This is a genomic window from Burkholderia sp. Bp9004 (assembly GCF_003858025.1).
In the GTDB taxonomy this organism is placed as follows: Bacteria; Pseudomonadota; Gammaproteobacteria; order Burkholderiales; family Burkholderiaceae; genus Burkholderia; species Burkholderia diffusa.
This window is the reverse complement of record NZ_QTQD01000025.1, coordinates 22,661-44,313: the sequence shown is the minus strand read 5'-3', so window position 1 is coordinate 44,313 and position 21,653 is coordinate 22,661. Positions and strand designations below refer to the sequence as shown.

Here is a 21,653-nt window from a genome sequence, read left to right as displayed (position 1 = left end):
CGCGGGGAGGGCGCGCGATGAACCTCCACGCTTCCCGGCCCGATTTCGCGGTACTCGGCGGCGGCCTCGTCGGCCGTCTGATCGCGTGGCGGCTTGCGGGCGACGGGCATCGCGTCGCGTTGTACGAGCGCGGCGGCCCGGACGGCGAGCAGTCGGCCGCGTGGATCGCGGCCGCGATGCTCGCGCCGCTCGCCGAGGCGGCCAGCGCCGAGCTGCTGATCACCGAGCTCGGCGCGGCATCGCTCACGCGCTGGCCGCAATGGCTCGCGGAACTGCCCGAACCGGTGTTCTTCCAGCAGCACGGCACGCTCGTCGTCTGGCATCAAGCGGATCGCGCCGAGGCGCCGCTGTTCGAGCGGCGCGTGCGCGCGAACGCGCCGGCCGAACTGTTCGACGGTGGCTTCGTCGCGCTGGCCGGCGCGCAGGTCGACGCGGCCGAGCCCGCGCTCGCGGGGCGCTTCGCGCGCGGCCTGATGCTGCCGCGCGAAGGGCAGCTCGACAACCGGCAGGCGCTGCGCGCACTCGCGGCGGGCCTCGCGCAACGCGGCGTCGAGTTGCACTGGCACGCGACGATCGACGACGCGAACCGGCCCGATGCGCATTTCACGATCGATTGCCGCGGGCTCGGCGCGAAATCCGCGCTTCCCGCGCTGCGGGGCATCCGCGGCGAAGTCGCGCGCGTGTGCGCACCAGGCATCGGGCTCACGCGGCCCGTGCGGCTGCTGCATCCGCGCTATCCGCTGTACATCGCGCCGAAACAGGACGACCTGTACGTGATCGGCGCGACCGAAGTGGAGGGCGAGGACATGTCGCCCGTCAGCGTGCGCTCGGCGCTCGAACTGCTGAGCGCGGCGTTTTCCGTGCACCCGGCGTTCGGCGAGGCGCGCATCCTCGAACTGAACGCGCAATGCCGCCCGACGCTGCCCGATCACCGCCCGGCGGTGATCTGGGACGGCGCGACGACGCTGGCCGTCAACGGCCTGTACCGGCACGGCTTCATGATCGCGCCGGAAGTCGCGCATGCGGCGGTTGCGTTCGCGCAAGCCGCGCTCGGCGGCGCGTTCGCCGATGCCGACGCGTTCGCCGCGTGGCGCGATGCCGCGCGCTGGCCGACGCTCCTCCATCACCGCGACGACGCGCGCCAGCCGGCCTGATGCGCGCCGCCGACCGAATTCGACCAAGACTCATGGATATCCAGATCAACCAACAGACGCTGACCCTGCCCGACGGCGCAACGGTGGCCGACGCGCTCGCCGCGTACGGCGCGCGTCCGCCGTACGCGGTTGCGCTGAACGGCAATTTCGTCGCGCGCACGCAGCATGCGGCGCGCGCGCTCGCGACGGGCGACAAGCTCGACGTCGTGCACCCCGTCGCGGGCGGCTGAGCGCCGCCGGTTCGCCCTCTGCTCTTCCAGGAAAACGACATGACGTCCCTCACTTCCGCCGACGCGCTGACGCTGTACGGCGAAACCTTCGCAAGCCGCGTGTTGCTCGGCACGTCGCGCTACCCGTCGCTGCAGTCGCTGTCCGATTCGATCGCCGCGTCGCGCCCCGGGATGGTGACGGTCGCGCTGCGCCGCCAGATGACCGGCGGCACCGCAGAGGCCGGCTTTTTCGATCTGCTCAAGCGTCACTCGGTGCCGCTGCTGCCGAACACGGCCGGCTGCCAGACCGTCGCCGAGGCGGTGACGACCGCGCACATGGCGCGCGAGGTTTTCGATACCGACTGGATCAAGCTCGAGCTGATCGGCGACGACTACACGCTGCAGCCCGACCCGATCGGGCTGATCGAGGCGGCCGCGCAACTGGTCAAGGACGGCTTCAAGGTGTTGCCGTACTGCACCGAGGATCTCGTGATCGGCCGGCGTCTGCTTGACGTCGGCTGCGAGGCCCTGATGCCGTGGGGCGCGCCGATCGGCACCGGCAAGGGCGTCGTGAATCCGTACGGGCTGCGCGTGCTGCGCGAGCGGCTGCCGGACGTGCCGCTGATCGTCGACGCCGGGCTCGGCGTGCCGTCGCACGCGTGCCAGGTGATGGAGTGGGGTTTCGACGGCGTGCTGCTGAACACGGCCGTGTCGCAGGCCACGCATCCGGAAATCATGGCGCGTGCGTTCGCGCAAGGCGTCGAGGCCGGCCGTGCGGCCTATCTCGCCGGGCCGATGGATGCGCGCGAGACCGCGCACGCGAGCACGCCGGTCGTCGGCATGCCGTTCTGGCACCAGGACGGGGGCGGCGCATGAGTGCGCGCTTCGCCGATGCCTTCTGGCCGCCGGCCGACGAACTGGCCGAAGCGGCCGAGCGGATTCGCGCCCGCCTGGGCGACTGGCCGACCGGCACGACGGCGTGGCGGCTGTGCGTCGCGGCGCCCGACGTGCCGGCCGCCGGCGACGTGCTGATCGTGTCGGCCGGCGATCGTGCCGCGCAGGCACGCGCGTCGGCCGCATCGCGCCCCGCGTCGTCGGACGCGGTCGCGATCGAGTTCGGCGAGCACGGCGCGGTGCTGCACGCCGCAGGCGTGCGCTACGCGCTGGAAGCCGCGCATCCGCTCGCCGACGACTGGATCGCGGCGCTCGCGGCGTTCCTCGATTGCGGTTTCGCGCCGATCGACGCGCTCGTGCTCGCGCTGGCGTGGCGCGACGGCGACGAAACGCGCGGGACCGATGCGTGGCCGATCGATGCCGCGCGGTTCCCGCGCGTCGCCGGCCTGGCCGCGGCACCCGAGCCCGCATTCCCGCCGTGCCCGAAGCAACTCGGCCTCTATCCGGTCGTCCCCGACGCCGAATGGGTCGAACGCGTGCTCGAGTGCGGCGCGCGAACCGTGCAGCTGCGCGTGAAAGGCGCGAACCCGGATGCGTTGCGCCGGGAAGTCGCGCGTGCGGTCGCGGCAGGGCGCCGCTATCCCGATGCACGCGTGTTCATCAACGATCACTGGCAGATCGCGACAGAAGAGGGCGCGTACGGCGTACATCTGGGTCAGGAGGACCTCGAAACGGCCGATCTGGCCGCGATCGCGCGCGCGGGCCTGCGGCTCGGACTGTCGAGCCATGGTTATTACGAGATGTTGCGCGCGTTGCACGAGCGCCCGAGCTATCTGGCGCTCGGCCCCGTGTACACGACCGCGACCAAGGCCGTCGCGGCGCCGCCACAGGGCCTCGCGCGGATTGCCCGCTATGCGCGCTTCGCGGGCGCGCGCGCGCCGCTCGTCGCGATCGGCGGCGTCGGGCTCGACGCGTTGCCGGACGTGCTGGCGACGGGCGTCGGCAGCGTCGCGGTGGTCAGTGCGGTCACGGGCGCAGACGATTATCGGGCGGCGGTTGTTGCGTTGCAGCAATGTTTTGCCCGACAATTTGACAATCATTGACCGCAGGGCCCGGAACGGCGTCACGACATCATTCCAATGCAGGCCCTATAATTCGGCGTTCTGCGTAAAAGGACTGTCAGCTCCGTGAGCCCCACTCCTACCGAGACACTGCTGGAACTTCGCGACGTCGACTTTGGCTATGGCGACCGCCTCGTCCTGTCGAACCTGAACATGCGCTTCGGGCGCGGCCAGGTCGTCGCCGTCATGGGCGGGTCGGGTTGCGGCAAGACGACCGTGCTGCGCCTGATCGGCGGACTGGTGCGCGCACGCCGCGGCCAGGTGCTGTTCGACGGCGCCGACGTCGGCGCGCAGACGCGCGACGGCCTGTACGCGCTGCGCCGCAAGATGGGCATGCTGTTCCAGTTCGGCGCCCTGTTCACCGACATGTCGGTGTTCGAGAACGTCGCGTTCGCGTTGCGCGAACACACCGACCTGCCCGAAGACCTGATCCGCGACCTGGTGCTGATGAAGCTCAACGCGGTCGGTCTGCGCGGCGCGCGTGACCTGATGCCGTCCGAGGTGTCCGGCGGGATGGCGCGTCGCATCGCGCTCGCGCGCGCGATCGCGCTCGACCCGCAGCTCATCATGTACGACGAACCGTTCGCGGGCCTCGATCCGATCTCGCTCGGCATCACGGCGAACCTGATCCGCACGCTGAACGAGGCACTCGGCGCGACGTCGATCCTCGTCACGCACGACGTGCCGGAATCGTTCGCGATCGCCGACTACGTGTATTTTCTGGCCAATGGTGGCGTGCTCGCGCAGGGGACACCCGACGAGCTGCGCGCGTCGACCGACCCGAGCGTGCGCCAGTTCATCGACGGCGCGCCGGACGGCCCGTTCAAATTTCATTACACGAGCCCCCCGCTGGCTGCGGATTTCGGGCTCGGCGGAGGGCGCGCATGATCAGCGCGATCGGACGTTACGTCATCGGCGGCCTCGAGCGCGCGGGCTACGGCACGCGGCTGTTCGTGCGCCTCGTGCTGGAATTCTTCCCGTTGCTGCGCCGGCCGCGGCTGGTCACCAAGCAGATCCACTTTCTCGGCAACTATTCGTTCGTGATCATTGCCGTGTCGGGCCTGTTCGTCGGCTTCGTGCTCGGCTTGCAGGGCTATTACACGCTGAATCGCTACGGGTCCGAGCAGGCGCTCGGCCTGCTGGTCGCGCTGTCGCTGGTGCGCGAGCTCGGCCCGGTCGTGACCGCGCTGCTGTTCGCGGGCCGCGCCGGCACGTCGCTCACCGCCGAGATCGGCCTGATGAAGGCCGGCGAGCAGCTCACGGCGCTCGAGATGATGGCAGTCGATCCGATCAAGACGGTGATCGCGCCGCGCATGTGGGCCGGCATCATCGCGATGCCGCTGCTCGCCGCGATCTTCAACGCGGTCGGCGTGCTCGGCGGTTATTTCGTCGGTGTCGTGCTGATCGGCGTCGATCCGGGCGCGTTCTGGTCGCAGATGCAGGGCGGGGTCGAGGTGTGGGCCGACGTCGGCAACGGCGTGATCAAGAGCATCGTGTTCGGGTTCGCCGTGACCTTCATTGCACTGTTTCAGGGGTATGAAGCGAAGCCCACGCCCGAGGGCGTGTCGCGCGCGACGACCAAGACGGTCGTGTTCGCGTCGCTCGCCGTACTCGGCCTCGATTTCCTGCTGACCGCGCTGATGTTCAGCTAAGCCTCAGCCAAGCCAAATTTTGGGATGACGATGAAAAAGACTGCTCTCGACTTCTGGGTCGGCCTGTTCGTGGTGGTGGGCTTCCTTGCGGTGCTATTCCTGGCGCTCAAGGTCGGCAACATGAGCTCGCTGTCGTTTCAGCCGACCTACTCGGTGAGGATGAAATTCGACAACATCGGCGGACTGAAGCCGCGCGCCGCCGTGAAGAGCGCGGGCGTCGTGGTCGGCCGCGTGAAGTCGGTCGGCTTCGACACCAACACCTACCAGGCGCTGGTAACGATCGATATCGACGGTCAGTATCCGTTCCCGAAGGATTCGTCGGCGAAGATCCTGACGTCGGGCCTGCTCGGCGAGCAGTACATCGGCCTCGATCCGGGCGGCGACACCGAAATGCTGAAGGCGGGCGATACGATCACGATGACGCAGTCGGCAATCGTGCTCGAGAACCTGATCGGCCAGTTCCTGTACAGCAAGGCAGCCGACGCGGGCGGCGCGAAGCCGGCATCCGGGGCCTCGGCCGCGCCGGCGGCACCCGCGCCGGTCGCGGTGCCGGCCTCCGCGGTGTCTGGCTCGGCTGCCCAATAACCACACGAGAGAAAGACAAGAGGGAATGACCATGCAGACGATCCGCATCAGGCACGCCGCGCTCGCGGTGGCGGCAGTCGCCGCGTTGAGCGGTTGCGCGACCGTGCAGACGCCGACCAAGGGCGATCCGCTCGAAGGCTTCAACCGGTCGATGTACAAGTTCAACGACACGGTCGACACGTACGCGCTGAAACCGGTCGCGAAGGGCTACCAGTACGTGGTGCCGCAGCCGGTGCGCGACAGCGTGACGAACTTCTTCTCGAACATCGGCGACGTCTACATCGCCGCGAACAACATCGTGCAGTTGCGAATCGCGGACGGCGTCGGCGACATCATGCGCGTCGTGATCAACACGGTGTTCGGCGTCGGCGGCCTGTTCGACGTCGCGACGATTGCGAAACTGCCGAAGCACACGGCCGATTTCGGGATCACGATGGGCCGCTACGGCATGCCGTCGGGCCCGTATCTCGTGCTGCCGCTGCTCGGCCCGAGCACGCTGCGCGACACGGCAGGCCTCGGCGTCGACTACGTGGGCAATCCGCTCACCTACGTGAAGCCGGACGGCCTGAGCTGGGGCCTGTTCGGCGTGAACCTCGTCAACACGCGTGCGAACCTGCTCGGCGCGGGCGACGTGCTGGATGCCGCGGCGCTCGACAAGTATTCGTTCGTGCGCAACGCCTACCTGCAGCGCCGCCAGATGCTGATCGACAACGCGCGCGGCGAGGCCTCGACGGCGTCGAGCAACGATGCGCTGCCGAAGTACGACTTGCCGGACGACGGCGCGGCACCGGCGGCAGCCGGCGCGGCCGGAACGGCGGGCGCGGCTGCAGTCGGCGGCGCGACGGCACCGGCCGGCGCATCGGGCGCGGCCGTTGCCGTACCGGCGTCGGGCAGTGCCGAAGCACCGAACCCGGCCAGCGCGACGAACGTGCCGGCAATGCAGATGACGCCGCCCGCACCGGGCGGGATTCGTTTCCCGAGCATCAAGCTGCACTGACCAACTTACATTCGTTACAGCCGGAAACGATTCAGTCGGTAGCGCACGCGAACTTGCGCGTAAGCTACCGGCTCCAACCTTCGCATCGACTCTTCATGCAGGTCACTATGATGAAAAAACTGTTCCTGATCCCCGTTTTCGCGGCGCTGTTCTCGTTCGGCAGCGCAGCTCACGCGCAAGTCGACCAGTCGAACCCGCAGGCGCTGATCAAGACGGCGACGCAGCAGGTGCTCGACGAAGTCAAGCAGCAGACGATCAAGCAGGGCGACACCAACCGCATCATTACGATCGTCAACAAGGACATCCTGCCGTACACGGATTTCCGCCGTACCACGCAGCTCGCGATGGGCCGCAACTGGCGCACGGCATCGGCCGAACAGCAGCAGCAGATTCAGGAGCAGTTCAAGCTGCTGCTGATCCGCACGTATTCGGGCGCGCTCGCGCAGTTGAAGCCGGACCAGCAGATCCAGTACCCGCCGTTCCGCGCCGATCCGGCCGACACCGACGTGGTGGTGAAGACGGTCGCGATGAACAACGGTCAGCCGGTCCAGATCGACTATCGCTTGTACAAGTCGGCGAATGGCTGGAAGGTCTATGACCTGAACGTGCTCGGCGCGTGGCTGATCCAGACCTACCAGCAGCAGTTCAACGAGAAGATCCAGCAAAGCGGCGTGGACGGCCTGATCCAGTTCCTGACGCAGCGCAACCAGCAACTTGCCTCCGGCAAGCAGGCGTCGTGAGCGGCTTCGAAGCAGGCTCTTCGCTGACCGTCGCGAGCGCGAAGTCCGCGCTCGCGGACGGTCTTGCGCGCATCGGCGCCGGCGCGACCGCCGTCGATTGCACGGCGCTGACGCAGTTCGACTCGTCCGCGCTCGCCGTGCTGCTCGCATGGCAACGTGCCGCCGAAGCGCGCGGCGCGACCCTCGACATCCTCAATCTCCCGCAGAAGCTCGCCAGCCTCGCGCGCGCCTATGGCGTCGACGCCCTCATCGACGGCACCGGGCGACATTGACCCTGCCCGACCGAAGCCTGCCGCGCCAGCCGGCGCGCGCACGCTTCAGGCCGCGCGCCTCCTGCGCCGGCCCCACCAGCCGGTTTGCCCTATAATCAAGCGTTTTGCGGGGCAGCCAATCGGCGTCCGGCCCCCATTTTCTTTCGCAGCAAGCACAGAATAGGCGTCGCGGCCCTTGCGCCGCGCACAGTCATGTCAGCCATAGAAATCCGTCACGTCAAGAAGCGCTACAAATCGCTTCAGGCGCTCAAGGGCGTCAGCCTGTCGGTCGAGGAAGGCGAGTTTTTCGGTCTGCTCGGCCCGAACGGCGCAGGCAAGACCACGCTCATCAGTATCCTCGCCGGGCTTACCCGGGCCGATGAAGGCAGTATCTCGGTGCGCGGCCACGACGTCGTCAAGGACTTCCGCGATGCGCGCCGCGCGCTCGGCGTCGTGCCGCAGGAACTCGTGTTCGACCCGTTCTTCACCGTCCGCGAGACGCTGCGGATCCAGTCCGGCTATTTCGGGCTGCGCCGCAACGACGACTGGATCGACGAAGTGATGGCCAATCTCGACCTCACCGAGAAGGCCGACGCGAACATGCGCGCGCTGTCGGGCGGGATGAAGCGCCGCGTGCTGGTCGCGCAGGCGCTCGTGCACCGGCCGCCCGTGATCGTGCTCGACGAACCGACCGCCGGCGTCGACGTCGAATTGCGCCAGACGCTGTGGAAGTTCATCTCGCGCCTGAACCGCGAGGGCCACACGATCGTGCTGACCACCCATTACCTCGAGGAAGCCGAGTCGCTGTGCGACCGCATCGCGATGCTGCGCCGTGGCGAAGTCGTCGCGCTCGATCGCACCGACGCGCTGCTGCGCCGCTTCGCCGGGCTGCAGCTGTACCTGCGCCTGGGGACTGGCGCGCTGCCGTCCGAGCTGCGCGGGCTGGAGTCCGACCCGGCCGCCCGCGCGCCGGGCGAGCACCTGCTGCGCCTGACGAGCTACGACGATGTCGAGCGGATCCTCGCGCAATGCCGCGCGGCGGGCTGCACGTTCGACGAGATCGAGGTCCGCAAGGCCGACCTCGAGGATGTGTTCGTCCAGGTGATGAACGGGGCCGAGGTGATCGAGGGTCTGGCATGAATCAACAATCCCCACGCGAACTTCGTTCGCTGCCCCCCGAGGGGGCGCCCGCCACTATCGGGGCGGCCCGGCGAGTGCCGGGAAGCGGCTTTCAAACGCTGTTCTACAAGGAACTGCTGCGCTTCTGGAAGGTGTCGTTCCAGACGGTGTGCGCGCCGATCGTGACGGCGCTGCTGTATCTGACGATCTTCGGCCACGCGCTGTCGGGCCGCGTCGAGGTGTATCCGGGCGTCGAGTACGTGAGCTTTCTCGTGCCGGGCCTCGTGATGATGAGCGTGCTGCAGAACGCGTTCGCGAACAGCTCGTCGTCGCTGATCCAGTCGAAGATCACCGGCAACCTCGTGTTCATGCTGCTGCCGCCGCTGTCGTACCGCGACATCTTCGGCGCGTACGTACTCGCGTCGGTCGTGCGCGGGCTCGCGGTCGGCGCGGGCGTATTCGTCGTGACGATCTGGTTTGTCCCGATGCATTTCGCGGCGCCGTTGTTCATCATCGCGTTCGCGCTGCTCGGCTCGGCGATCCTCGGCACGCTCGGGCTGATCGCCGGGATCTGGGCCGAGAAGTTCGACCAGCTCGCCGCGTTCCAGAACTTCCTGATCATGCCGCTGACGTTCCTGTCCGGCGTGTTCTATTCGACGCACTCGCTGCCGCCCGTGTGGCGCGAGATCTCGCGTCTCAACCCGTTTTTCTACATGATCGACGGCTTCCGTTACGGGTTCTTCGGCGCGTCCGACATCAACCCGCTCGCGAGCCTCGCGATCGTCACCGGTTTCTTCGTGCTGCTCGCGATGTTCGCGATGCGGCTGCTCGCGACCGGCTACAAACTGCGTCATTGATATCGACGGTGGCGGCCGCCACGGGCGGCGCGCGCCGACAGGAGCCTCTCATGTTGCCGACTCCCGAACAGGTCAAGCAATACATTGCCGGCGGTCTCGCCTGCACCCATCTGGAAGTCGAAGGCGACGGCCAGCATTTCTTCGCGACGATCGTGTCGGCGGCCTTCGAAGGCAAGCGGCCGATCCAGCGGCACCCGCTCGTTTATGCGGCGCTCGGCGATCGCATGAAGCAGGAAATTCACGCGCTCAGCATGAAGACGCTGACGCCCGCCGAATGGCAGAACGCATAACCGGAACCACTGAGTGCAAGTCACCGTCAACGAGTGCGACGCCGTCCAGAGCGTCGCCACGGCACACCCGGCCGCCAACGGGGAATCGCAGGGACATGGGATGGACAAGCTGGTGATCGAAGGCGGTCGCCGGTTGTCGGGCGAGATCGTCGTGTCGGGCGCGAAGAACGCCGCGCTGCCGATCCTGTGCGCGGGGCTGCTCAGCGCCGAGCCGGTCGAACTCGACAACGTGCCGAACCTGAAGGACGTGCGCACCACGCTGAAGGTGCTGAACCAGATGGGCGTGAAGAGCGAGACCGACGGCTGCCGCGTGCAGCTCGATGCGTCGCGCGTCGACAACCTCGTGGCGCCGTACGAACTCGTGAAGACGATGCGCGCGTCGATTCTCGTGCTCGGGCCGCTGCTCGCGCGCTTCGGCGAGGCGAAGGTGTCGCTGCCGGGCGGCTGCGCGATCGGCGCGCGTCCGGTCGACCAGCACATCAAGGGCCTGCAGGCGATGGGCGCCGAGATCAGCATCGAGCACGGCTTCATCGAGGCGCGCGCGAAGCGCCTGAAGGGCGCGCGCATCGTGACCGACATGATCACGGTGACGGGGACGGAAAACCTGCTGATGGCCGCGACGCTCGCGGACGGCGAGACGGTGATCGAGAACGCTGCCCGCGAGCCGGAAGTGAGCGATCTCGCGCACCTGCTGGTCGCGATGGGCGCGAAAATCGGCGGCATCGGCACCGACCGCCTCGTGATCCAGGGTGTCGAGCGGCTGCATGGCGCACGCCATTCGGTGATTCCCGATCGCATCGAGGCCGGCACGTTCCTGTGCGCGGTCGCGGCGGCGGGCGGCGACGTGATGCTGACGGGCGTGCGCCCGCACATCCTCGACGCGGTGATCGACAAGCTGCGCGAGGCCGGCGTGTCGATCGAGGAAGGCGACAGCTGGCTGCGCGTGAAGATGGACCGCCGCCCGTCGGCGGTGACGATCCGCACGTCGGAATACCCGGCGTTCCCGACCGACATGCAGGCGCAGTTCATGGCCCTCAATTCGGTCGCGACGGGCACCGCGCAGGTTGTCGAGACCATTTTCGAGAATCGCTTCATGCACGTGCAGGAGCTGAACCGGCTCGGCGCGAACATCACGATCGACGGCAACACGGCGCTCGTGACCGGCGTCGACAAGCTGTCCGGCGCGAACGTGATGGCGACCGACCTGCGCGCCTCGGCGAGCCTCGTGATCGCCGGGCTGCGGGCCGAAGGCGAAACGCTCGTCGACCGCATCTATCACCTGGACCGCGGCTACGACCGCATGGAAACCAAACTGACCGCCGTCGGCGCGAACGTGCGCCGCCTCTCCGGGAGCCAAGCATGACCGCGCCGCTGACCCTCGCCCTGTCGAAGGGCCGGATTTTCGAGGAAACCCTGCCGCTGCTGGCGGCCGCCGGCGTGCAGGTGGCCGAGGATCCGGAAACGTCGCGCAAGCTGATCCTGCCGACGACCGATCCGAACCTGCGCGTGATCATCGTGCGCGCGAGCGACGTGCCGACCTACGTCGAATATGGCGCGGCCGATTTCGGCGTGGCCGGCAAGGACGTGCTGGTCGAGCACGGCGGCTCGGGTCTGTACCAGCCGATCGACCTGAACATCGCGCGCTGCCGGATGTCGGTGGCCGTGCCGGCCGGTTTCGACTATGCGAACGCGGTGCGCCAGGGCGCGCGCCTGCGGGTCGCGACCAAATACGTCGAAACGGCACGTGAACACTTCGCCGCGAAAGGCGTGCACGTCGACCTGATCAAGCTCTACGGCTCGATGGAGCTGGCGCCGCTGGTCGGGCTGGCCGACGCGATCGTCGACCTCGTCAGTTCGGGCGGCACGCTGAAGGCGAACAATCTGGTCGAGGTCGAGGAGATCATGGCGATCTCGTCGCGCCTCGTCGTGAACCAGGCTGCGCTGAAGTTGAAGCGCACGGCGCTCAAGCCGATTCTCGACGCGTTCGAACGCGCGTCGCAGAATGGCAATTGAGCGCATCACCGTAACGGAATTCCCATGGCCATCACCATTCGCAAACTCGATTCGACGAGCGAGGGCTTCGACGCCGCGCTGCGTGCGGTGCTCGCGTTCGAGGCGAGCGAGGACGAAGCGATCGAGCAGTCGGTCGCGAAGATTCTCGCCGACGTGAAGTCGCGCGGCGACGCCGCGGTGCTCGAGTACACGAACCGCTTCGACCGGCTGGACGCGAGCAGCGTCGCCGCGCTCGAACTGCCGCAGGACGCGCTGCAGACGGCGCTCGACGGCCTCGCGCCGAAGGCGCGCGCGGCGCTGGAAGCCGCTGCCGCGCGCGTGCGTGCGTATCACGAGAAACAGAAGATCGAGTGCGGCACCCATAGCTGGCAGTACACGGAAAGCGACGGCACGGTGCTCGGCCAGAAGGTCACGCCGCTCGACCGCGTCGGCCTGTACGTGCCGGGCGGCAAGGCCGCCTATCCGTCGTCGGTGCTGATGAACGCGATTCCCGCGCGCGTCGCGGGCGTCGGCGAGATCGTGATGGTCGTGCCGACCCCGGACGGCGTGAAGAACGACCTCGTGCTCGCCGCGGCGCTGCTCGGCGGCGTCGATCGCGTGTTCACGATCGGCGGCGCGCAGGCGGTCGGCGCGCTCGCGTACGGCACGGCCACGGTGCCGCCGGTCGACAAGATCTGCGGGCCGGGCAATGCATACGTCGCGTCGGCGAAGCGCCGCGTGTTCGGCACGGTCGGCATCGACATGATCGCCGGCCCGTCGGAAATCCTCGTGCTGTGCGACGGCACGACCGATCCGAGCTGGGTCGCGATGGACCTGTTCTCGCAGGCCGAACACGACGAGCTCGCGCAGTCGATCCTGCTGTGCCCGGACGCCGCGTTCCTCGAGCGCGTCGAGAAGGCGATCGACGAGTTGTTGCCGACGATGCCGCGCCGCGACGTGATCCGCGCGTCGCTGGAAGGCCGCGGCGCGCTGATCAAGGTGCGCGATATGGCCGAAGCGTGCCGGATCGCGAATGACATCGCGCCGGAGCACCTCGAGATTTCCGCGCTGGAGCCGCAGCAATGGGGCCAGCAAATCCGCCACGCCGGCGCGATCTTCCTCGGCCGCTACACGAGCGAAAGCCTCGGCGACTACTGCGCGGGCCCGAACCACGTGCTGCCGACGTCGCGCACCGCGCGCTTCTCGTCGCCGCTCGGCGTGTACGACTTCATCAAGCGTTCGAGCCTGATCGAAGTCAGCGCCGAAGGTGCGCAGACGCTGGGCGAGATCGCCTCCGAGCTCGCATACGGCGAAGGGCTGCAGGCGCACGCGCGTAGCGCCGAGCTCCGGATGAAGGGGTGACGCGCGCCGGAGCCGATGCCGACGCAGCGGTTCCGGTCGACGAGGAGACCCAGCGCAGGGCGGCAGCCGCCGCCTTGCCGACCATTTGACGTCGGCGCGACGCACGCCGGCTTGAGACCATGACGACGCCACAAGACATCATCCGCCGCGACGTGCTCGCGATGACGAGCTACCCGGTGCCCGACGCGAGCGGCTTCGTGAAGCTCGACGCGATGGAGAACCCGTATTCGCTGCCGGCGCCGCTTGCGGCGGCGCTCGGCGAACGCCTCGCGCAGGTCGCGCTGAACCGCTACCCGGCGCCGCGCCCGGGCGCGCTGCTCGACAAGCTGCGCCGTGCGATGGGCGTGCCGGCCGCATGCGACGTGCTGCTCGGCAACGGCTCGGACGAAATCATCAGCATGATGTCGGTGGCATGCGCGAAGCCGGGCGCGAAGGTGCTCGCACCGGTGCCGGGCTTCGTGATGTACGAGTTGTCGGCGAAGTTCGCACAGCTCGAATTCGTCGGCGTGCCGCTCAAGGCCGACCTGACGCTCGACGCCGACGCGATGATCGCGGCGATCGCCGAGCATCGGCCCGCGCTCGTCTACCTCGCTTACCCGAACAACCCGACCGGCACGCTGTACGACGAAGCCGACGTCGAGCGAATCATCGCGGCCGCGCGGCACAGCCTGATCGTGATCGACGAGGCGTACCAGCCGTTCGCGGAGCGCTCGTGGCTGCCGCGTGCCGCCGAGTTCGACAACGTCGTCGTGATGCGCACGGTGTCGAAGCTCGGCCTCGCGGGGATCCGCCTCGGCTATCTCGCCGGCCTGCCGGCGTGGCTGACCGAGTTCGACAAGGTGCGCCCGCCGTACAACATCAACGTGCTGACCCAGGCGACCGCCGATTTCCTGCTCGACCACCTCGACGTGCTCGACGCGCAGGCGGCCGAACTGCGTGCGGAACGCACGCGCCTCGCGCAGGCCGTGGCCGCGCTGCCGGGTGCGACGGTGTTCCCGAGCGCCGGTAATTTCCTGCTGGTGCGCGTGCCGGACGCGGCCGCCGTGTTCGATGCGCTGCTCACGGAGCGGGTGCTGGTCAAAAACGTGAGTAAAATGCATCCGTTGCTGTCCGAATGCGTGCGGCTGACCGTCGGTTCTCCCGACGAAAACGCGCGCCTGCTGGCTGCTTTGAAACTCGCGCTGCCCGGTTGAGCCCAGGGCACGGCGGCGCGCGACGATCAATCCCCATTTACATCAGACTCATTCAAGGAATTGCCATGCGTGTGGCGGAAGTCGTTCGCAATACCAGCGAAACGCAGATCCGTGTGAAGCTCGATCTCGACGGGGCGGGCCGGCAGAAGCTGGCCACCGGCGTGCCGTTTCTCGACCATATGCTCGACCAGATCGCGCGACATGGTCTGATCGATCTCGAGGTCGAAGCGCATGGCGATACCCATATCGACGACCACCACACGGTCGAGGACGTCGGCATCACGCTCGGTCAGGCGGTCGCGAAGGCGATCGGCGACAAGAAGGGCATCCGCCGCTACGGCCATTCGTACGTGCCGCTCGACGAGGCGCTGTCGCGCGTCGTGATCGACTTCTCGGGCCGGCCGGGTCTTGAATTCCACGTGCCGTTCACGCGTGCGCGGATCGGCACGTTCGACGTCGACCTGTCCATCGAATTCTTCCGCGGGTTCGTGAACCACGCGGGCGTCACGCTGCACATCGACAACCTGCGCGGAATCAACGCGCACCACCAGCTCGAAACGGTGTTCAAGGCCTTCGGCCGGGCGCTGCGTGGCGCGGTGGAGCTCGACGAGCGTGCGGCGGGGCAGATTCCGTCGACGAAGGGCAGCCTCTAACTTCCGAACGGACAGGACGCCAACGACAACCTCACGGCTTCGGCGCGGCGCGCCGGCTTGCGATGGATCTGCTCAAATCGTTCATTTCGCTGCTGGCGCTGATCAACCCGATCGGCGCGCTGCCGTTTTTCCTGAGCCTGACGGCGCAGCAGTCGGACATCGAGCGGCGCCGCACGATCCGGATCGCGTCGGTGTCGGTGTTCTGCGTGATGACGGTGACGACGCTGCTCGGGCAGCAGATCATCGACTTCTTCGGTATTTCGGTCGGCTCCCTTGAAGTGGGCGGCGGGATCATCATGTTGCTGATGGCGATCAACATGCTGAACGCGCAGATCGGCAACACGCGATCGACGCCGGAGGAGCGCCACGAGGCCGAGCTGAAGGACAACATCGCGGTCGTGCCGCTGGCGATTCCGCTGCTCACGGGCCCCGGCTCGATCAGCACGGCGATCGTCTATGCGGCGAACTCGCATCACTGGTATGAGCGAGCCGGGCTCGTCGCGATCGGCGCGGTCCTGGCTCTGCTGTGTTTCTTCGCGATGCGGCTTGCCGAGCCGATCGCGAACTGGATCGGCCGCACCGGCATCAACATTGCCACGCGGCTGATGGGTCTGATGCTGTCGGCGCTGGCGGTGGAATTCATCGTCAATGGACTGAGGGCGCTACTGCCTGCACTGAGATGAAAACTTCGATTGCGATTGTGGATTATGGGATGGGCAACCTGCGCTCGGTCGCGCAGGCGCTCAAGAAGGCCGAACCGGCCGCCGACGTGGCGATCGTCGATACGCCGGCCGCGATTCGCGCGGCCGACCGCGTCGTGCTGCCCGGCCAGGGCGCGATGCCCGACTGCATGCGCTGCCTCGGCGAGTCGGGGCTGCAGGAGGCCGTGATCGAGGCGTCGCGCACGAAGCCGCTGCTCGGCGTGTGCGTCGGCGAGCAGATGCTGTTCGACTGGAGCGCGGAAGGCGACACGAAGGGCCTCGGCCTGTTGCCGGGCAAGGTCGTGCGTTTCGAGCTCGAAGGCCGCCTGCAGGACGACGGCTCGCGCTTCAAGGTGCCGCAGATGGGCTGGAATCGCGTGCACCAGTCGCAGCCGCACCCGCTGTGGGATGGCGTGCCCGACGACGCATATTTCTACTTCGTGCACAGTTATTACGTGAGCCCGGACAACCCGGCGCACACGGTCGGCGAAACGGTATACGGCGCGCCGTTTACGTCCGCGGTCGCGCGGGACAACCTCTTCGCGACCCAATTCCACCCCGAGAAAAGCGCGGAGGTCGGGTTGCGTCTGTATCGCAACTTCGTACACTGGAAGCCGTAAACGTGGTGTGCGAGCCACAGTCGACCGGGCCGAACGGCCCGTCGCGCGGGGCTTGCCCGCTTAAGCGCCGAAAGAGTTGTACTAAACTAGCGAGACGGCGCGGCACCGGTTTGGCCGGTACGCGCCGGATTCTTTTCATTTTCCACGACGACACCCGATTGCTATGTTGCTGATTCCGGCCATCGATCTCAAAGACGGTCAGTGTGTGCGCCTCAAACAGGGCGATATGGACCAGGCCACGATTTTCTCCGAGGACCCGGCGGCGATGGCCCGCAAGTGGGTCGATCTCGGCGCCCGGCGGCTCCATCTCGTCGACCTGAACGGCGCATTCGCCGGCAAGCCGAAGAATCTCGAAGCGATCGAAGCGATCCTCGACGAAGTCGGCGACGAAATCCCCGTACAGCTCGGCGGCGGCATCCGCAGCCTCGAGACGATCGAGAAGTATCTCGACGCCGGCCTGTCCTACGTGATCATCGGCACTGCCGCCGTGAAGAACCCCGGCTTCCTGCAGGACGCGTGCACCGCGTTCTCCGGCAACATCATCGTCGGGCTGGACGCGAAGGACGGCAAGGTCGCGACCGACGGCTGGAGCAAGCTGACCGGCCACGAAGTGATCGATCTCGCGCGCAAGTTCGAGGACTACGGCGTCGAATCGATCGTCTACACGGACATCGGCCGCGACGGGATGCTGCAGGGCATCAACATCGAGGCGACCGTGAAGCTCGCGCAGGCGGTCGGCATTCCGGTGATCGCCAGCGGCGGCCTGTCGAACCTCACGGACATAGAGAACCTCTGCGAAGTGGAAGAGCATGGCGTCGAAGGCGTGATCTGCGGCCGTGCGATCTACTCCGGCGATCTCGATTTCGCGGCCGCGCAAAAGCGCGCGGACGAACTGAACGGCGAACTCGACAACGCGTAACCGCGGTTGTTCCGTTTGCCGGAGCTGCCCGCGGGCGGCTCCACCGGAAGCCTCGCGCGAGGCTTCCGTAACCGGCCGTCCCAGCGCGGCATTTGGCGCAACATCATGGCTCTAGCTAAACGCATCATCCCCTGCCTGGACGTGACTGCCGGGCGTGTCGTCAAGGGCGTCAATTTCGTCGAACTGCGCGATGCCGGCGACCCCGTCGAAATCGCGCGCCGCTACGACGAACAAGGCGCCGACGAACTGACCTTCCTCGACATCACCGCGACGTCCGACCAGCGCGACCTGATTCTGCCGATCATCGAAGCCGTCGCGTCGCAGGTCTTCATTCCGCTGACCGTCGGCGGCGGCGTGCGCGCCGTCGAGGACGTGCGGCGCCTGTTGAACGCCGGCGCGGACAAGGTCAGCATGAATTCGTCGGCGGTCGCGAACCCGCAGCTCGTGCGCGACGCGGCCGACAAGTATGGCTCGCAGTGCATCGTCGTCGCGATCGACGCGAAGCGCGTGTCGGCCGACGGCGAGGCGCCGCGCTGGGAAGTGTTCACGCACGGCGGCCGCAAGGGCACGGGCCTCGACGCGATCGAATGGGCGCGCAAGATGGCCGAGCTCGGCGCGGGTGAGATCCTGCTCACGAGCATGGACCGCGACGGCACGAAGTCCGGTTTCGACCTCGCGCTCACGCGCGGCGTGTCGGACGCGGTGCCGGTGCCGGTGATCGCATCGGGCGGCGTGGGCTCGCTGCAGGACCTCGCGGACGGCATCAAGGACGGCCGCGCCGACGCAGTGCTGGCCGCGAGCATCTTCCACTACGGCGAGCACACGGTTGGCGAGGCGAAGCGCTTCATGGCCGACCAGGGCATTCCGGTGAGGCTGTGATGAATACGGAAACGAAATCCCTGCCCGCGTGGCTCGACAAGGTCCGCTGGGACGACAACGGCCTCGTGCCGGTGATCGCGCAGGAAGCCTCGACGAACGACGTGCTGATGTTCGCGTGGATGAACCGCGAGGCACTGGCGAAGACGATCGAGACGCAGCGCGCGGTCTACTATTCGCGTTCGCGCAAGCGCCTGTGGTTCAAGGGCGAGGAGTCGGGCCACGTGCAGCACGTGCACGAGGTGCGGCTCGACTGCGACGAGGACGTCGTGCTGCTGAAGGTCGAGCAGGTGTCGGGCATCGCATGCCACACCGGCCGGCATTCGTGCTTCTTCCAGAAATTCGAAGGCACCGTGGACAGCGGCGACTGGGTCGCGGTCGATCCGGTGCTGAAAGACCCCGAACACATCTACAAATGACGCAATCGACCGAAGACACGCTGCTGCGCCTCGCGGCCGTGATCGATAGCCGCAAGGGCGGCGACCCCGAACAATCGTACGTATCGCGCCTGTTTCACAAGGGCGACGACGCGGTGCTGAAGAAGATCGGCGAAGAGGCGACCGAAGTCGTGCTGGCCGCGAAGGACGTGCGTCAGGGCGGCGCGCCGACGGCGCTGGTCGGCGAGGTGGCCGACCTGTGGTTCCATTGCCTGGTGATGCTGTCGCATTTCGACCTGAGCCCGGCCGATGTGATCGCCGAACTCGAGCGCCGCGAAGGTCTGTCGGGCATCGAGGAAAAGGCGCTGCGCAAGCGTCGCGAGCGCGAGGAAAACGGCGGGTGACGACGCGCGGCCTGCCGCGCCGACGACAGTGCGGTAAGCTGTAAGAATTGTCATCTAACGGGGGTAGCATCATGACCGATACGCCGAGCCAGTTTCCGACACCGTCGGTGCCGGGCGCAGCGGACGCCGAGCGACTGGCAGGTCTGCGCACGCTGACGCACGTGCTGTACGGCCTCTACGCGATTCATTGGCTGACGGGTGGCGTCACCGGGATCATCGCGATCATCATCAACTACGTGAAGCGCGGCGACGTGGCCGGCACGCCGTACGCCGACCATTTCGAGTGGCAGATCCGCACGTTCTGGCGCGCGCTGATCGCCTACGTGATCGGCTTCGCGCTGATGTTCGTGGTGGTGGGATTCGTGATCATGTTTGTCACGTGGATTTGGACGCTGTACCGTATCATCAAAGGTTGGCTGTACCTGAACGACAACAAGACGCTCGATCCGCAGGCCTGGTTCTGACCGGCGCACGGGCGTTTCGCAGGAGCAACATGAGTCACGATCCGAATTGCCTGTTCTGCAAGATCGCGGCGGGCGAGATCCCGAGCACGAAGGTGCACGAGGACGACGAATTCGTCGCGTTCCGCGACATCCGCCCGGCGGCCGAGACGCACGTGCTCGTCATTCCGCGCCGGCATGTGCCGACGCTGTCGGCGGCGAGCGAGGCCGATGCGCCGATGCTCGGCCGGCTGATGCTGCTGGTCGCCCGTCTGGCCGACCAGCTCGGCGTTGCATACACGGGGGGCGAAACCGGTTTTCGCACGGTGATCAACACGGGCCCCGGCGGCGGGCAGGAGGTCTACCACCTGCACGCGCACATCCTGGCCGGCCCGCGCCCGTGGCTGCGGATGGGTTGACGTGGCGGGGCGTTTCCCCGCATCGATAGTCGAAGCCGGCGTGCCGCCGGCGATTTGCGCCGCGACGCGGCGTGGTTGAGGAGAGGTTTCATCATGGGTGGATTGAGCATTTGGCACTGGCTGATCGTGCTGCTGATCGTCGCGCTGGTTTTCGGTACGAAGAAGCTGCGCAACATCGGCAACGACCTCGGCAGCGCCGTGAAGGGTTTCAAGGACGGCATGAAGGAAGGCGAGACACCGGCGGATGCGCAGCAACTGCCGCGTTCGGGTTCGGTCGACGTCAACGCGAAGGAAACGACGCGTTCCGACTCGAACAAGGCGTAACGCCGGCACGCTGACAGGCATTCGCGATGCTGGATCTCGGTCTTTCGAAGATGGCGCTGATCGGCGTCGTCGCGCTCGTGGTGCTCGGCCCCGAGCGCCTGCCGCGCGTCGCGCGTACGGCCGGCGCATTGTTCGGCCGCGCGCAGCGGTACATCAACGACGTGAAGGCCGAGGTCTCGCGCGAAATCGAACTCGACGCGCTGCGGACGATGAAGACCGATTTCGAGTCGGCCGCGCGCAATGTCGAGACGACGATTCACGACAACCTGCGCGAGCACGAGAAGGAACTGAACGACACGTGGAACTCCGCGGTCGGCGGTCTTAACGAAGGCTCGGTCGATGCCGGCACGTACGGCTCCGACACGCCCGCGGCGCCGTCGTGGCGGGGCAGCATGGCCGCGCTCGCGCCGAAGCGTCGCAACTGGCGTGTGAAACAGGCGGCGACGCCTGTCTGGTACAAGCGCGCGACGACCCGCCGCACGCACGTGCAGTCGGGCGCCGCACGTGTCGCGCGCCATCAGCCGGCCAGCCTGCGCCGGCCGACGCGCTTCTTCTGAGCCGAGCGCATGCTCGCTCGTCAATCCTACCGAGGGCCGGTGTGAGCGACCCCCAGCAGAATCCGGGCGACGCCCCGGAAGAAACCTTCATTTCCCATCTCGTCGAGCTTCGCGATCGCATCATCCGCGCGGGGCTGGCTGTGATCGTCGTGTTCCTCGGGCTCGTGTACTGGGCGCCCGACATTTTCCGGCTGCTCGCGCGGCCGCTGATGGAGAACCTGCCGAAGGGCGGCAGGATGATCGTGACCGACGTCACCGGCTCGTTCTTCGTGCCGATGAAGGTCACGATGCTCGTCGCGCTCGTGATCGCGCTGCCGATCGTGCTGTACCAGATCTGGGCGTTCGTCGCGCCGGGGCTGTATCAGCACGAGAAGAAGCTCGTCGTGCCGCTCGTCGGCAGCAGCTACGTCCTGTTCCTGTGCGGGATGGCGTTCGCATACTTCCTCGTGTTCCCGACGATCTTCCGTGTGATGGCGCACTACAACGCGCCGCTCGGCGCGGAGATGTCGACCGACATCGACAACTACCTGAGCTTCGTGCTCGGGATGTTCATCGCGTTCGGGGTCACGTTCGAGGTGCCGATCGTCGTCGTGCTGCTCGTCCGGATGGGCGTGCTGACGCTGAAGAAGCTGAAGGAGATGCGGCCGTACGTGATCGTCGGCGCGTTCGTCGTCGCGGCGGTCGTCACGCCGCCGGACGTGTTCTCGCAGCTGATGCTCGCGCTGCCGCTCGTCGTGCTGTTCGAAATCGGGCTGCTGGCCGCGCGATTCTTCGTGCCGAAGCCGACGGAAGAACCCGAGGCCGAGAACGGCGCCGCGAGTTGATGAAACGCGGCGCGCGGCGCCCGGCATGAGGGGCGCTGTCGATGCGGCACTTCGACGACGTTGAATCCGGGCGCGCGACCGGGCGGTGCAGGCGGTGGGTGAACGCAGCTCCGTCACCGTGAC

29 protein-coding genes are annotated in these 21,653 nt (G+C 67.3%); all 29 read left to right on the top strand.

The features are described 5' to 3' along the window. Positions 1-17: 17 nt before the first annotated feature. The 29 genes from DIE08_RS24460 to tatC all read left to right on the top strand — a co-directional run bounded on the left by DIE08_RS24460 (position 18) and on the right by tatC (position 21,530). Positions 18-1,154 (top strand): FAD-dependent oxidoreductase, encoded by a 1,137-nt coding sequence (locus DIE08_RS24460; protein ID WP_124904017.1) that lies wholly within the window; start codon positions 18-20, stop codon positions 1,152-1,154. A 32-nt stretch (positions 1,155-1,186) separates the two neighbouring features. Next, on the top strand, positions 1,187-1,384 hold the full coding sequence (thiS, locus tag DIE08_RS24455; protein WP_014898319.1) for a sulfur carrier protein ThiS: 198 nt from the start codon (positions 1,187-1,189) through the stop codon (positions 1,382-1,384). Between the two features lie 39 nt (positions 1,385-1,423). Beyond that, positions 1,424-2,239, top strand: a complete 816-nt coding sequence (locus DIE08_RS24450; RefSeq protein ID WP_059599805.1) for a thiazole synthase — start codon at positions 1,424-1,426, stop codon at positions 2,237-2,239. After that, entirely contained in the window at positions 2,236-3,360 is a 1,125-nt protein-coding gene (thiE, locus tag DIE08_RS24445; RefSeq protein WP_124904015.1) for a thiamine phosphate synthase, read from the top strand. The genes DIE08_RS24450 and thiE overlap by 4 nt, the downstream gene beginning before the upstream one ends. Positions 3,361-3,444: 84 nt before the next feature. Further along, the gene (locus DIE08_RS24440; protein WP_059535623.1) at positions 3,445-4,266 is read left to right on the top strand and encodes an ABC transporter ATP-binding protein; all 822 of its coding nucleotides are present in this window, start codon (positions 3,445-3,447) and stop codon (positions 4,264-4,266) included. Then, a complete protein-coding gene (mlaE, locus tag DIE08_RS24435) occupies positions 4,263-5,030 on the top strand; it encodes a lipid asymmetry maintenance ABC transporter permease subunit MlaE (protein WP_059599807.1) in 768 nt (255 codons plus the stop codon). The genes DIE08_RS24440 and mlaE overlap by 4 nt, the downstream gene beginning before the upstream one ends. 24 nt (positions 5,031-5,054) lie before the next feature. Further along, entirely contained in the window at positions 5,055-5,615 is a 561-nt protein-coding gene (gene mlaD / locus DIE08_RS24430; protein WP_059599808.1) for an outer membrane lipid asymmetry maintenance protein MlaD, read from the top strand. Positions 5,616-5,646: 31 nt separating this feature from the next. Continuing rightward, the gene (locus DIE08_RS24425) at positions 5,647-6,612 is read left to right on the top strand and encodes a VacJ family lipoprotein (RefSeq protein WP_124628087.1); all 966 of its coding nucleotides are present in this window, start codon (positions 5,647-5,649) and stop codon (positions 6,610-6,612) included. Positions 6,613-6,722: 110 nt separating this feature from the next. Then, positions 6,723-7,352, top strand: a complete 630-nt coding sequence (locus DIE08_RS24420) for a phospholipid-binding protein MlaC (RefSeq protein ID WP_124628028.1) — start codon at positions 6,723-6,725, stop codon at positions 7,350-7,352. Next, the gene (locus DIE08_RS24415; protein WP_124904013.1) at positions 7,349-7,624 is read left to right on the top strand and encodes a lipid asymmetry maintenance protein MlaB; all 276 of its coding nucleotides are present in this window, start codon (positions 7,349-7,351) and stop codon (positions 7,622-7,624) included. The genes DIE08_RS24420 and DIE08_RS24415 overlap by 4 nt, the downstream gene beginning before the upstream one ends. Before the next feature lie 192 nt (positions 7,625-7,816). Continuing rightward, the gene (locus DIE08_RS24410) at positions 7,817-8,743 is read left to right on the top strand and encodes an ABC transporter ATP-binding protein (protein ID WP_059599810.1); all 927 of its coding nucleotides are present in this window, start codon (positions 7,817-7,819) and stop codon (positions 8,741-8,743) included. Then, complete coding sequence (locus tag DIE08_RS24405) at positions 8,740-9,579, top strand: ABC transporter permease (RefSeq protein WP_226118283.1); 840 nt, start codon at positions 8,740-8,742, stop codon at positions 9,577-9,579. The genes DIE08_RS24410 and DIE08_RS24405 overlap by 4 nt, the downstream gene beginning before the upstream one ends. 50 nt (positions 9,580-9,629) lie before the next feature. Beyond that, positions 9,630-9,869, top strand: coding sequence for a BolA family protein (locus DIE08_RS24400; RefSeq protein WP_124904011.1), 240 nt, complete (start codon positions 9,630-9,632; stop codon positions 9,867-9,869). A gap of 13 nt (positions 9,870-9,882) precedes the next feature. Further along, positions 9,883-11,232, top strand: coding sequence for a UDP-N-acetylglucosamine 1-carboxyvinyltransferase (gene murA / locus DIE08_RS24395; protein WP_124904009.1), 1,350 nt, complete (start codon positions 9,883-9,885; stop codon positions 11,230-11,232). Next, a complete protein-coding gene (gene hisG / locus DIE08_RS24390) occupies positions 11,229-11,882 on the top strand; it encodes an ATP phosphoribosyltransferase (protein ID WP_059599813.1) in 654 nt (217 codons plus the stop codon). Before murA ends, hisG begins: the two co-directional genes overlap by 4 nt. Before the next feature lie 24 nt (positions 11,883-11,906). Next, positions 11,907-13,223: a histidinol dehydrogenase gene (gene hisD / locus DIE08_RS24385; RefSeq protein ID WP_059599814.1), complete on the top strand. Its 1,317-nt coding sequence runs from the start codon at positions 11,907-11,909 to the stop codon at positions 13,221-13,223. A 119-nt stretch (positions 13,224-13,342) separates the two neighbouring features. Beyond that, a complete protein-coding gene (gene hisC / locus DIE08_RS24380; protein WP_059686481.1) occupies positions 13,343-14,416 on the top strand; it encodes a histidinol-phosphate transaminase in 1,074 nt (357 codons plus the stop codon). A 65-nt stretch (positions 14,417-14,481) separates the two neighbouring features. After that, the gene (gene hisB / locus DIE08_RS24375) at positions 14,482-15,069 is read left to right on the top strand and encodes an imidazoleglycerol-phosphate dehydratase HisB (RefSeq protein WP_124904007.1); all 588 of its coding nucleotides are present in this window, start codon (positions 14,482-14,484) and stop codon (positions 15,067-15,069) included. Positions 15,070-15,131: 62 nt separating this feature from the next. Next, complete coding sequence (locus DIE08_RS24370; protein WP_124904005.1) at positions 15,132-15,752, top strand: YchE family NAAT transporter; 621 nt, start codon at positions 15,132-15,134, stop codon at positions 15,750-15,752. Then, complete coding sequence (gene hisH / locus DIE08_RS24365; protein ID WP_059599818.1) at positions 15,749-16,390, top strand: imidazole glycerol phosphate synthase subunit HisH; 642 nt, start codon at positions 15,749-15,751, stop codon at positions 16,388-16,390. Before DIE08_RS24370 ends, hisH begins: the two co-directional genes overlap by 4 nt. Before the next feature lie 163 nt (positions 16,391-16,553). Continuing rightward, the gene (gene hisA, locus DIE08_RS24360; RefSeq protein ID WP_039366646.1) at positions 16,554-17,309 is read left to right on the top strand and encodes a 1-(5-phosphoribosyl)-5-[(5-phosphoribosylamino)methylideneamino]imidazole-4-carboxamide isomerase; all 756 of its coding nucleotides are present in this window, start codon (positions 16,554-16,556) and stop codon (positions 17,307-17,309) included. Positions 17,310-17,414: 105 nt separating this feature from the next. Continuing rightward, entirely contained in the window at positions 17,415-18,188 is a 774-nt protein-coding gene (gene hisF / locus DIE08_RS24355) for an imidazole glycerol phosphate synthase subunit HisF (RefSeq protein WP_059599819.1), read from the top strand. Then, positions 18,188-18,604 carry a phosphoribosyl-AMP cyclohydrolase gene (gene hisI / locus DIE08_RS24350; protein ID WP_044845954.1) on the top strand — a complete coding sequence of 139 codons (417 nt, stop codon included), beginning with the start codon at positions 18,188-18,190 and terminating at the stop codon, positions 18,602-18,604. The genes hisF and hisI overlap by 1 nt, the downstream gene beginning before the upstream one ends. Continuing rightward, complete coding sequence (locus DIE08_RS24345; protein ID WP_044845953.1) at positions 18,601-18,966, top strand: phosphoribosyl-ATP diphosphatase; 366 nt, start codon at positions 18,601-18,603, stop codon at positions 18,964-18,966. The genes hisI and DIE08_RS24345 overlap by 4 nt, the downstream gene beginning before the upstream one ends. A 71-nt stretch (positions 18,967-19,037) precedes the next feature. Beyond that, positions 19,038-19,430, top strand: coding sequence for a hypothetical protein (locus tag DIE08_RS24340; RefSeq protein ID WP_059599820.1), 393 nt, complete (start codon positions 19,038-19,040; stop codon positions 19,428-19,430). Positions 19,431-19,459: 29 nt separating this feature from the next. Beyond that, a complete protein-coding gene (locus DIE08_RS24335; protein ID WP_044845951.1) occupies positions 19,460-19,825 on the top strand; it encodes a histidine triad nucleotide-binding protein in 366 nt (121 codons plus the stop codon). Between the two features lie 93 nt (positions 19,826-19,918). Then, a complete protein-coding gene (gene tatA / locus DIE08_RS24330; protein ID WP_034183658.1) occupies positions 19,919-20,149 on the top strand; it encodes a Sec-independent protein translocase subunit TatA in 231 nt (76 codons plus the stop codon). A gap of 26 nt (positions 20,150-20,175) precedes the next feature. After that, positions 20,176-20,706, top strand: a complete 531-nt coding sequence (tatB, locus tag DIE08_RS24325) for a Sec-independent protein translocase protein TatB (RefSeq protein WP_059599822.1) — start codon at positions 20,176-20,178, stop codon at positions 20,704-20,706. A 41-nt stretch (positions 20,707-20,747) separates the two neighbouring features. Then, positions 20,748-21,530 carry a twin-arginine translocase subunit TatC gene (gene tatC, locus DIE08_RS24320; protein ID WP_124628022.1) on the top strand — a complete coding sequence of 261 codons (783 nt, stop codon included), beginning with the start codon at positions 20,748-20,750 and terminating at the stop codon, positions 21,528-21,530. Positions 21,531-21,653: the final 123 nt, after the last annotated feature.

Excerpts from the sequence above, each read along its gene's own strand:
- DIE08_RS24460 (WP_124904017.1), top strand. The coding sequence starts at position 18 with ATGAACCTCCACGCTTCCCGGCCCGATTTCGCGGTACTCGGCGGCGGC.
- thiS (WP_014898319.1), top strand. The coding sequence starts at position 1,187 with ATGGATATCCAGATCAACCAACAGACGCTGACCCTGCCCGACGGCGCA.
- DIE08_RS24450 (WP_059599805.1), top strand. The coding sequence starts at position 1,424 with ATGACGTCCCTCACTTCCGCCGACGCGCTGACGCTGTACGGCGAAACC.
- thiE (WP_124904015.1), top strand. The coding sequence starts at position 2,236 with ATGAGTGCGCGCTTCGCCGATGCCTTCTGGCCGCCGGCCGACGAACTG.
- mlaE (WP_059599807.1), top strand. The coding sequence starts at position 4,263 with ATGATCAGCGCGATCGGACGTTACGTCATCGGCGGCCTCGAGCGCGCG.
- mlaD (WP_059599808.1), top strand. The coding sequence starts at position 5,055 with ATGACGATGAAAAAGACTGCTCTCGACTTCTGGGTCGGCCTGTTCGTG.
- DIE08_RS24425 (WP_124628087.1), top strand. The coding sequence starts at position 5,647 with ATGCAGACGATCCGCATCAGGCACGCCGCGCTCGCGGTGGCGGCAGTC.
- DIE08_RS24420 (WP_124628028.1), top strand. The coding sequence starts at position 6,723 with ATGAAAAAACTGTTCCTGATCCCCGTTTTCGCGGCGCTGTTCTCGTTC.
- DIE08_RS24410 (WP_059599810.1), top strand. The coding sequence starts at position 7,817 with ATGTCAGCCATAGAAATCCGTCACGTCAAGAAGCGCTACAAATCGCTT.
- DIE08_RS24405 (WP_226118283.1), top strand. The coding sequence starts at position 8,740 with ATGAATCAACAATCCCCACGCGAACTTCGTTCGCTGCCCCCCGAGGGG.
- DIE08_RS24400 (WP_124904011.1), top strand. The coding sequence starts at position 9,630 with ATGTTGCCGACTCCCGAACAGGTCAAGCAATACATTGCCGGCGGTCTC.
- hisG (WP_059599813.1), top strand. The coding sequence starts at position 11,229 with ATGACCGCGCCGCTGACCCTCGCCCTGTCGAAGGGCCGGATTTTCGAG.
- hisD (WP_059599814.1), top strand. The coding sequence starts at position 11,907 with ATGGCCATCACCATTCGCAAACTCGATTCGACGAGCGAGGGCTTCGAC.
- hisC (WP_059686481.1), top strand. The coding sequence starts at position 13,343 with ATGACGACGCCACAAGACATCATCCGCCGCGACGTGCTCGCGATGACG.
- hisB (WP_124904007.1), top strand. The coding sequence starts at position 14,482 with ATGCGTGTGGCGGAAGTCGTTCGCAATACCAGCGAAACGCAGATCCGT.
- DIE08_RS24370 (WP_124904005.1), top strand. The coding sequence starts at position 15,132 with ATGGATCTGCTCAAATCGTTCATTTCGCTGCTGGCGCTGATCAACCCG.
- hisH (WP_059599818.1), top strand. The coding sequence starts at position 15,749 with ATGAAAACTTCGATTGCGATTGTGGATTATGGGATGGGCAACCTGCGC.
- hisA (WP_039366646.1), top strand. The coding sequence starts at position 16,554 with ATGTTGCTGATTCCGGCCATCGATCTCAAAGACGGTCAGTGTGTGCGC.
- hisF (WP_059599819.1), top strand. The coding sequence starts at position 17,415 with ATGGCTCTAGCTAAACGCATCATCCCCTGCCTGGACGTGACTGCCGGG.
- hisI (WP_044845954.1), top strand. The coding sequence starts at position 18,188 with ATGAATACGGAAACGAAATCCCTGCCCGCGTGGCTCGACAAGGTCCGC.
- DIE08_RS24345 (WP_044845953.1), top strand. The coding sequence starts at position 18,601 with ATGACGCAATCGACCGAAGACACGCTGCTGCGCCTCGCGGCCGTGATC.
- DIE08_RS24340 (WP_059599820.1), top strand. The coding sequence starts at position 19,038 with ATGACCGATACGCCGAGCCAGTTTCCGACACCGTCGGTGCCGGGCGCA.
- DIE08_RS24335 (WP_044845951.1), top strand. The coding sequence starts at position 19,460 with ATGAGTCACGATCCGAATTGCCTGTTCTGCAAGATCGCGGCGGGCGAG.
- tatA (WP_034183658.1), top strand. The coding sequence starts at position 19,919 with ATGGGTGGATTGAGCATTTGGCACTGGCTGATCGTGCTGCTGATCGTC.
- tatB (WP_059599822.1), top strand. The coding sequence starts at position 20,176 with ATGCTGGATCTCGGTCTTTCGAAGATGGCGCTGATCGGCGTCGTCGCG.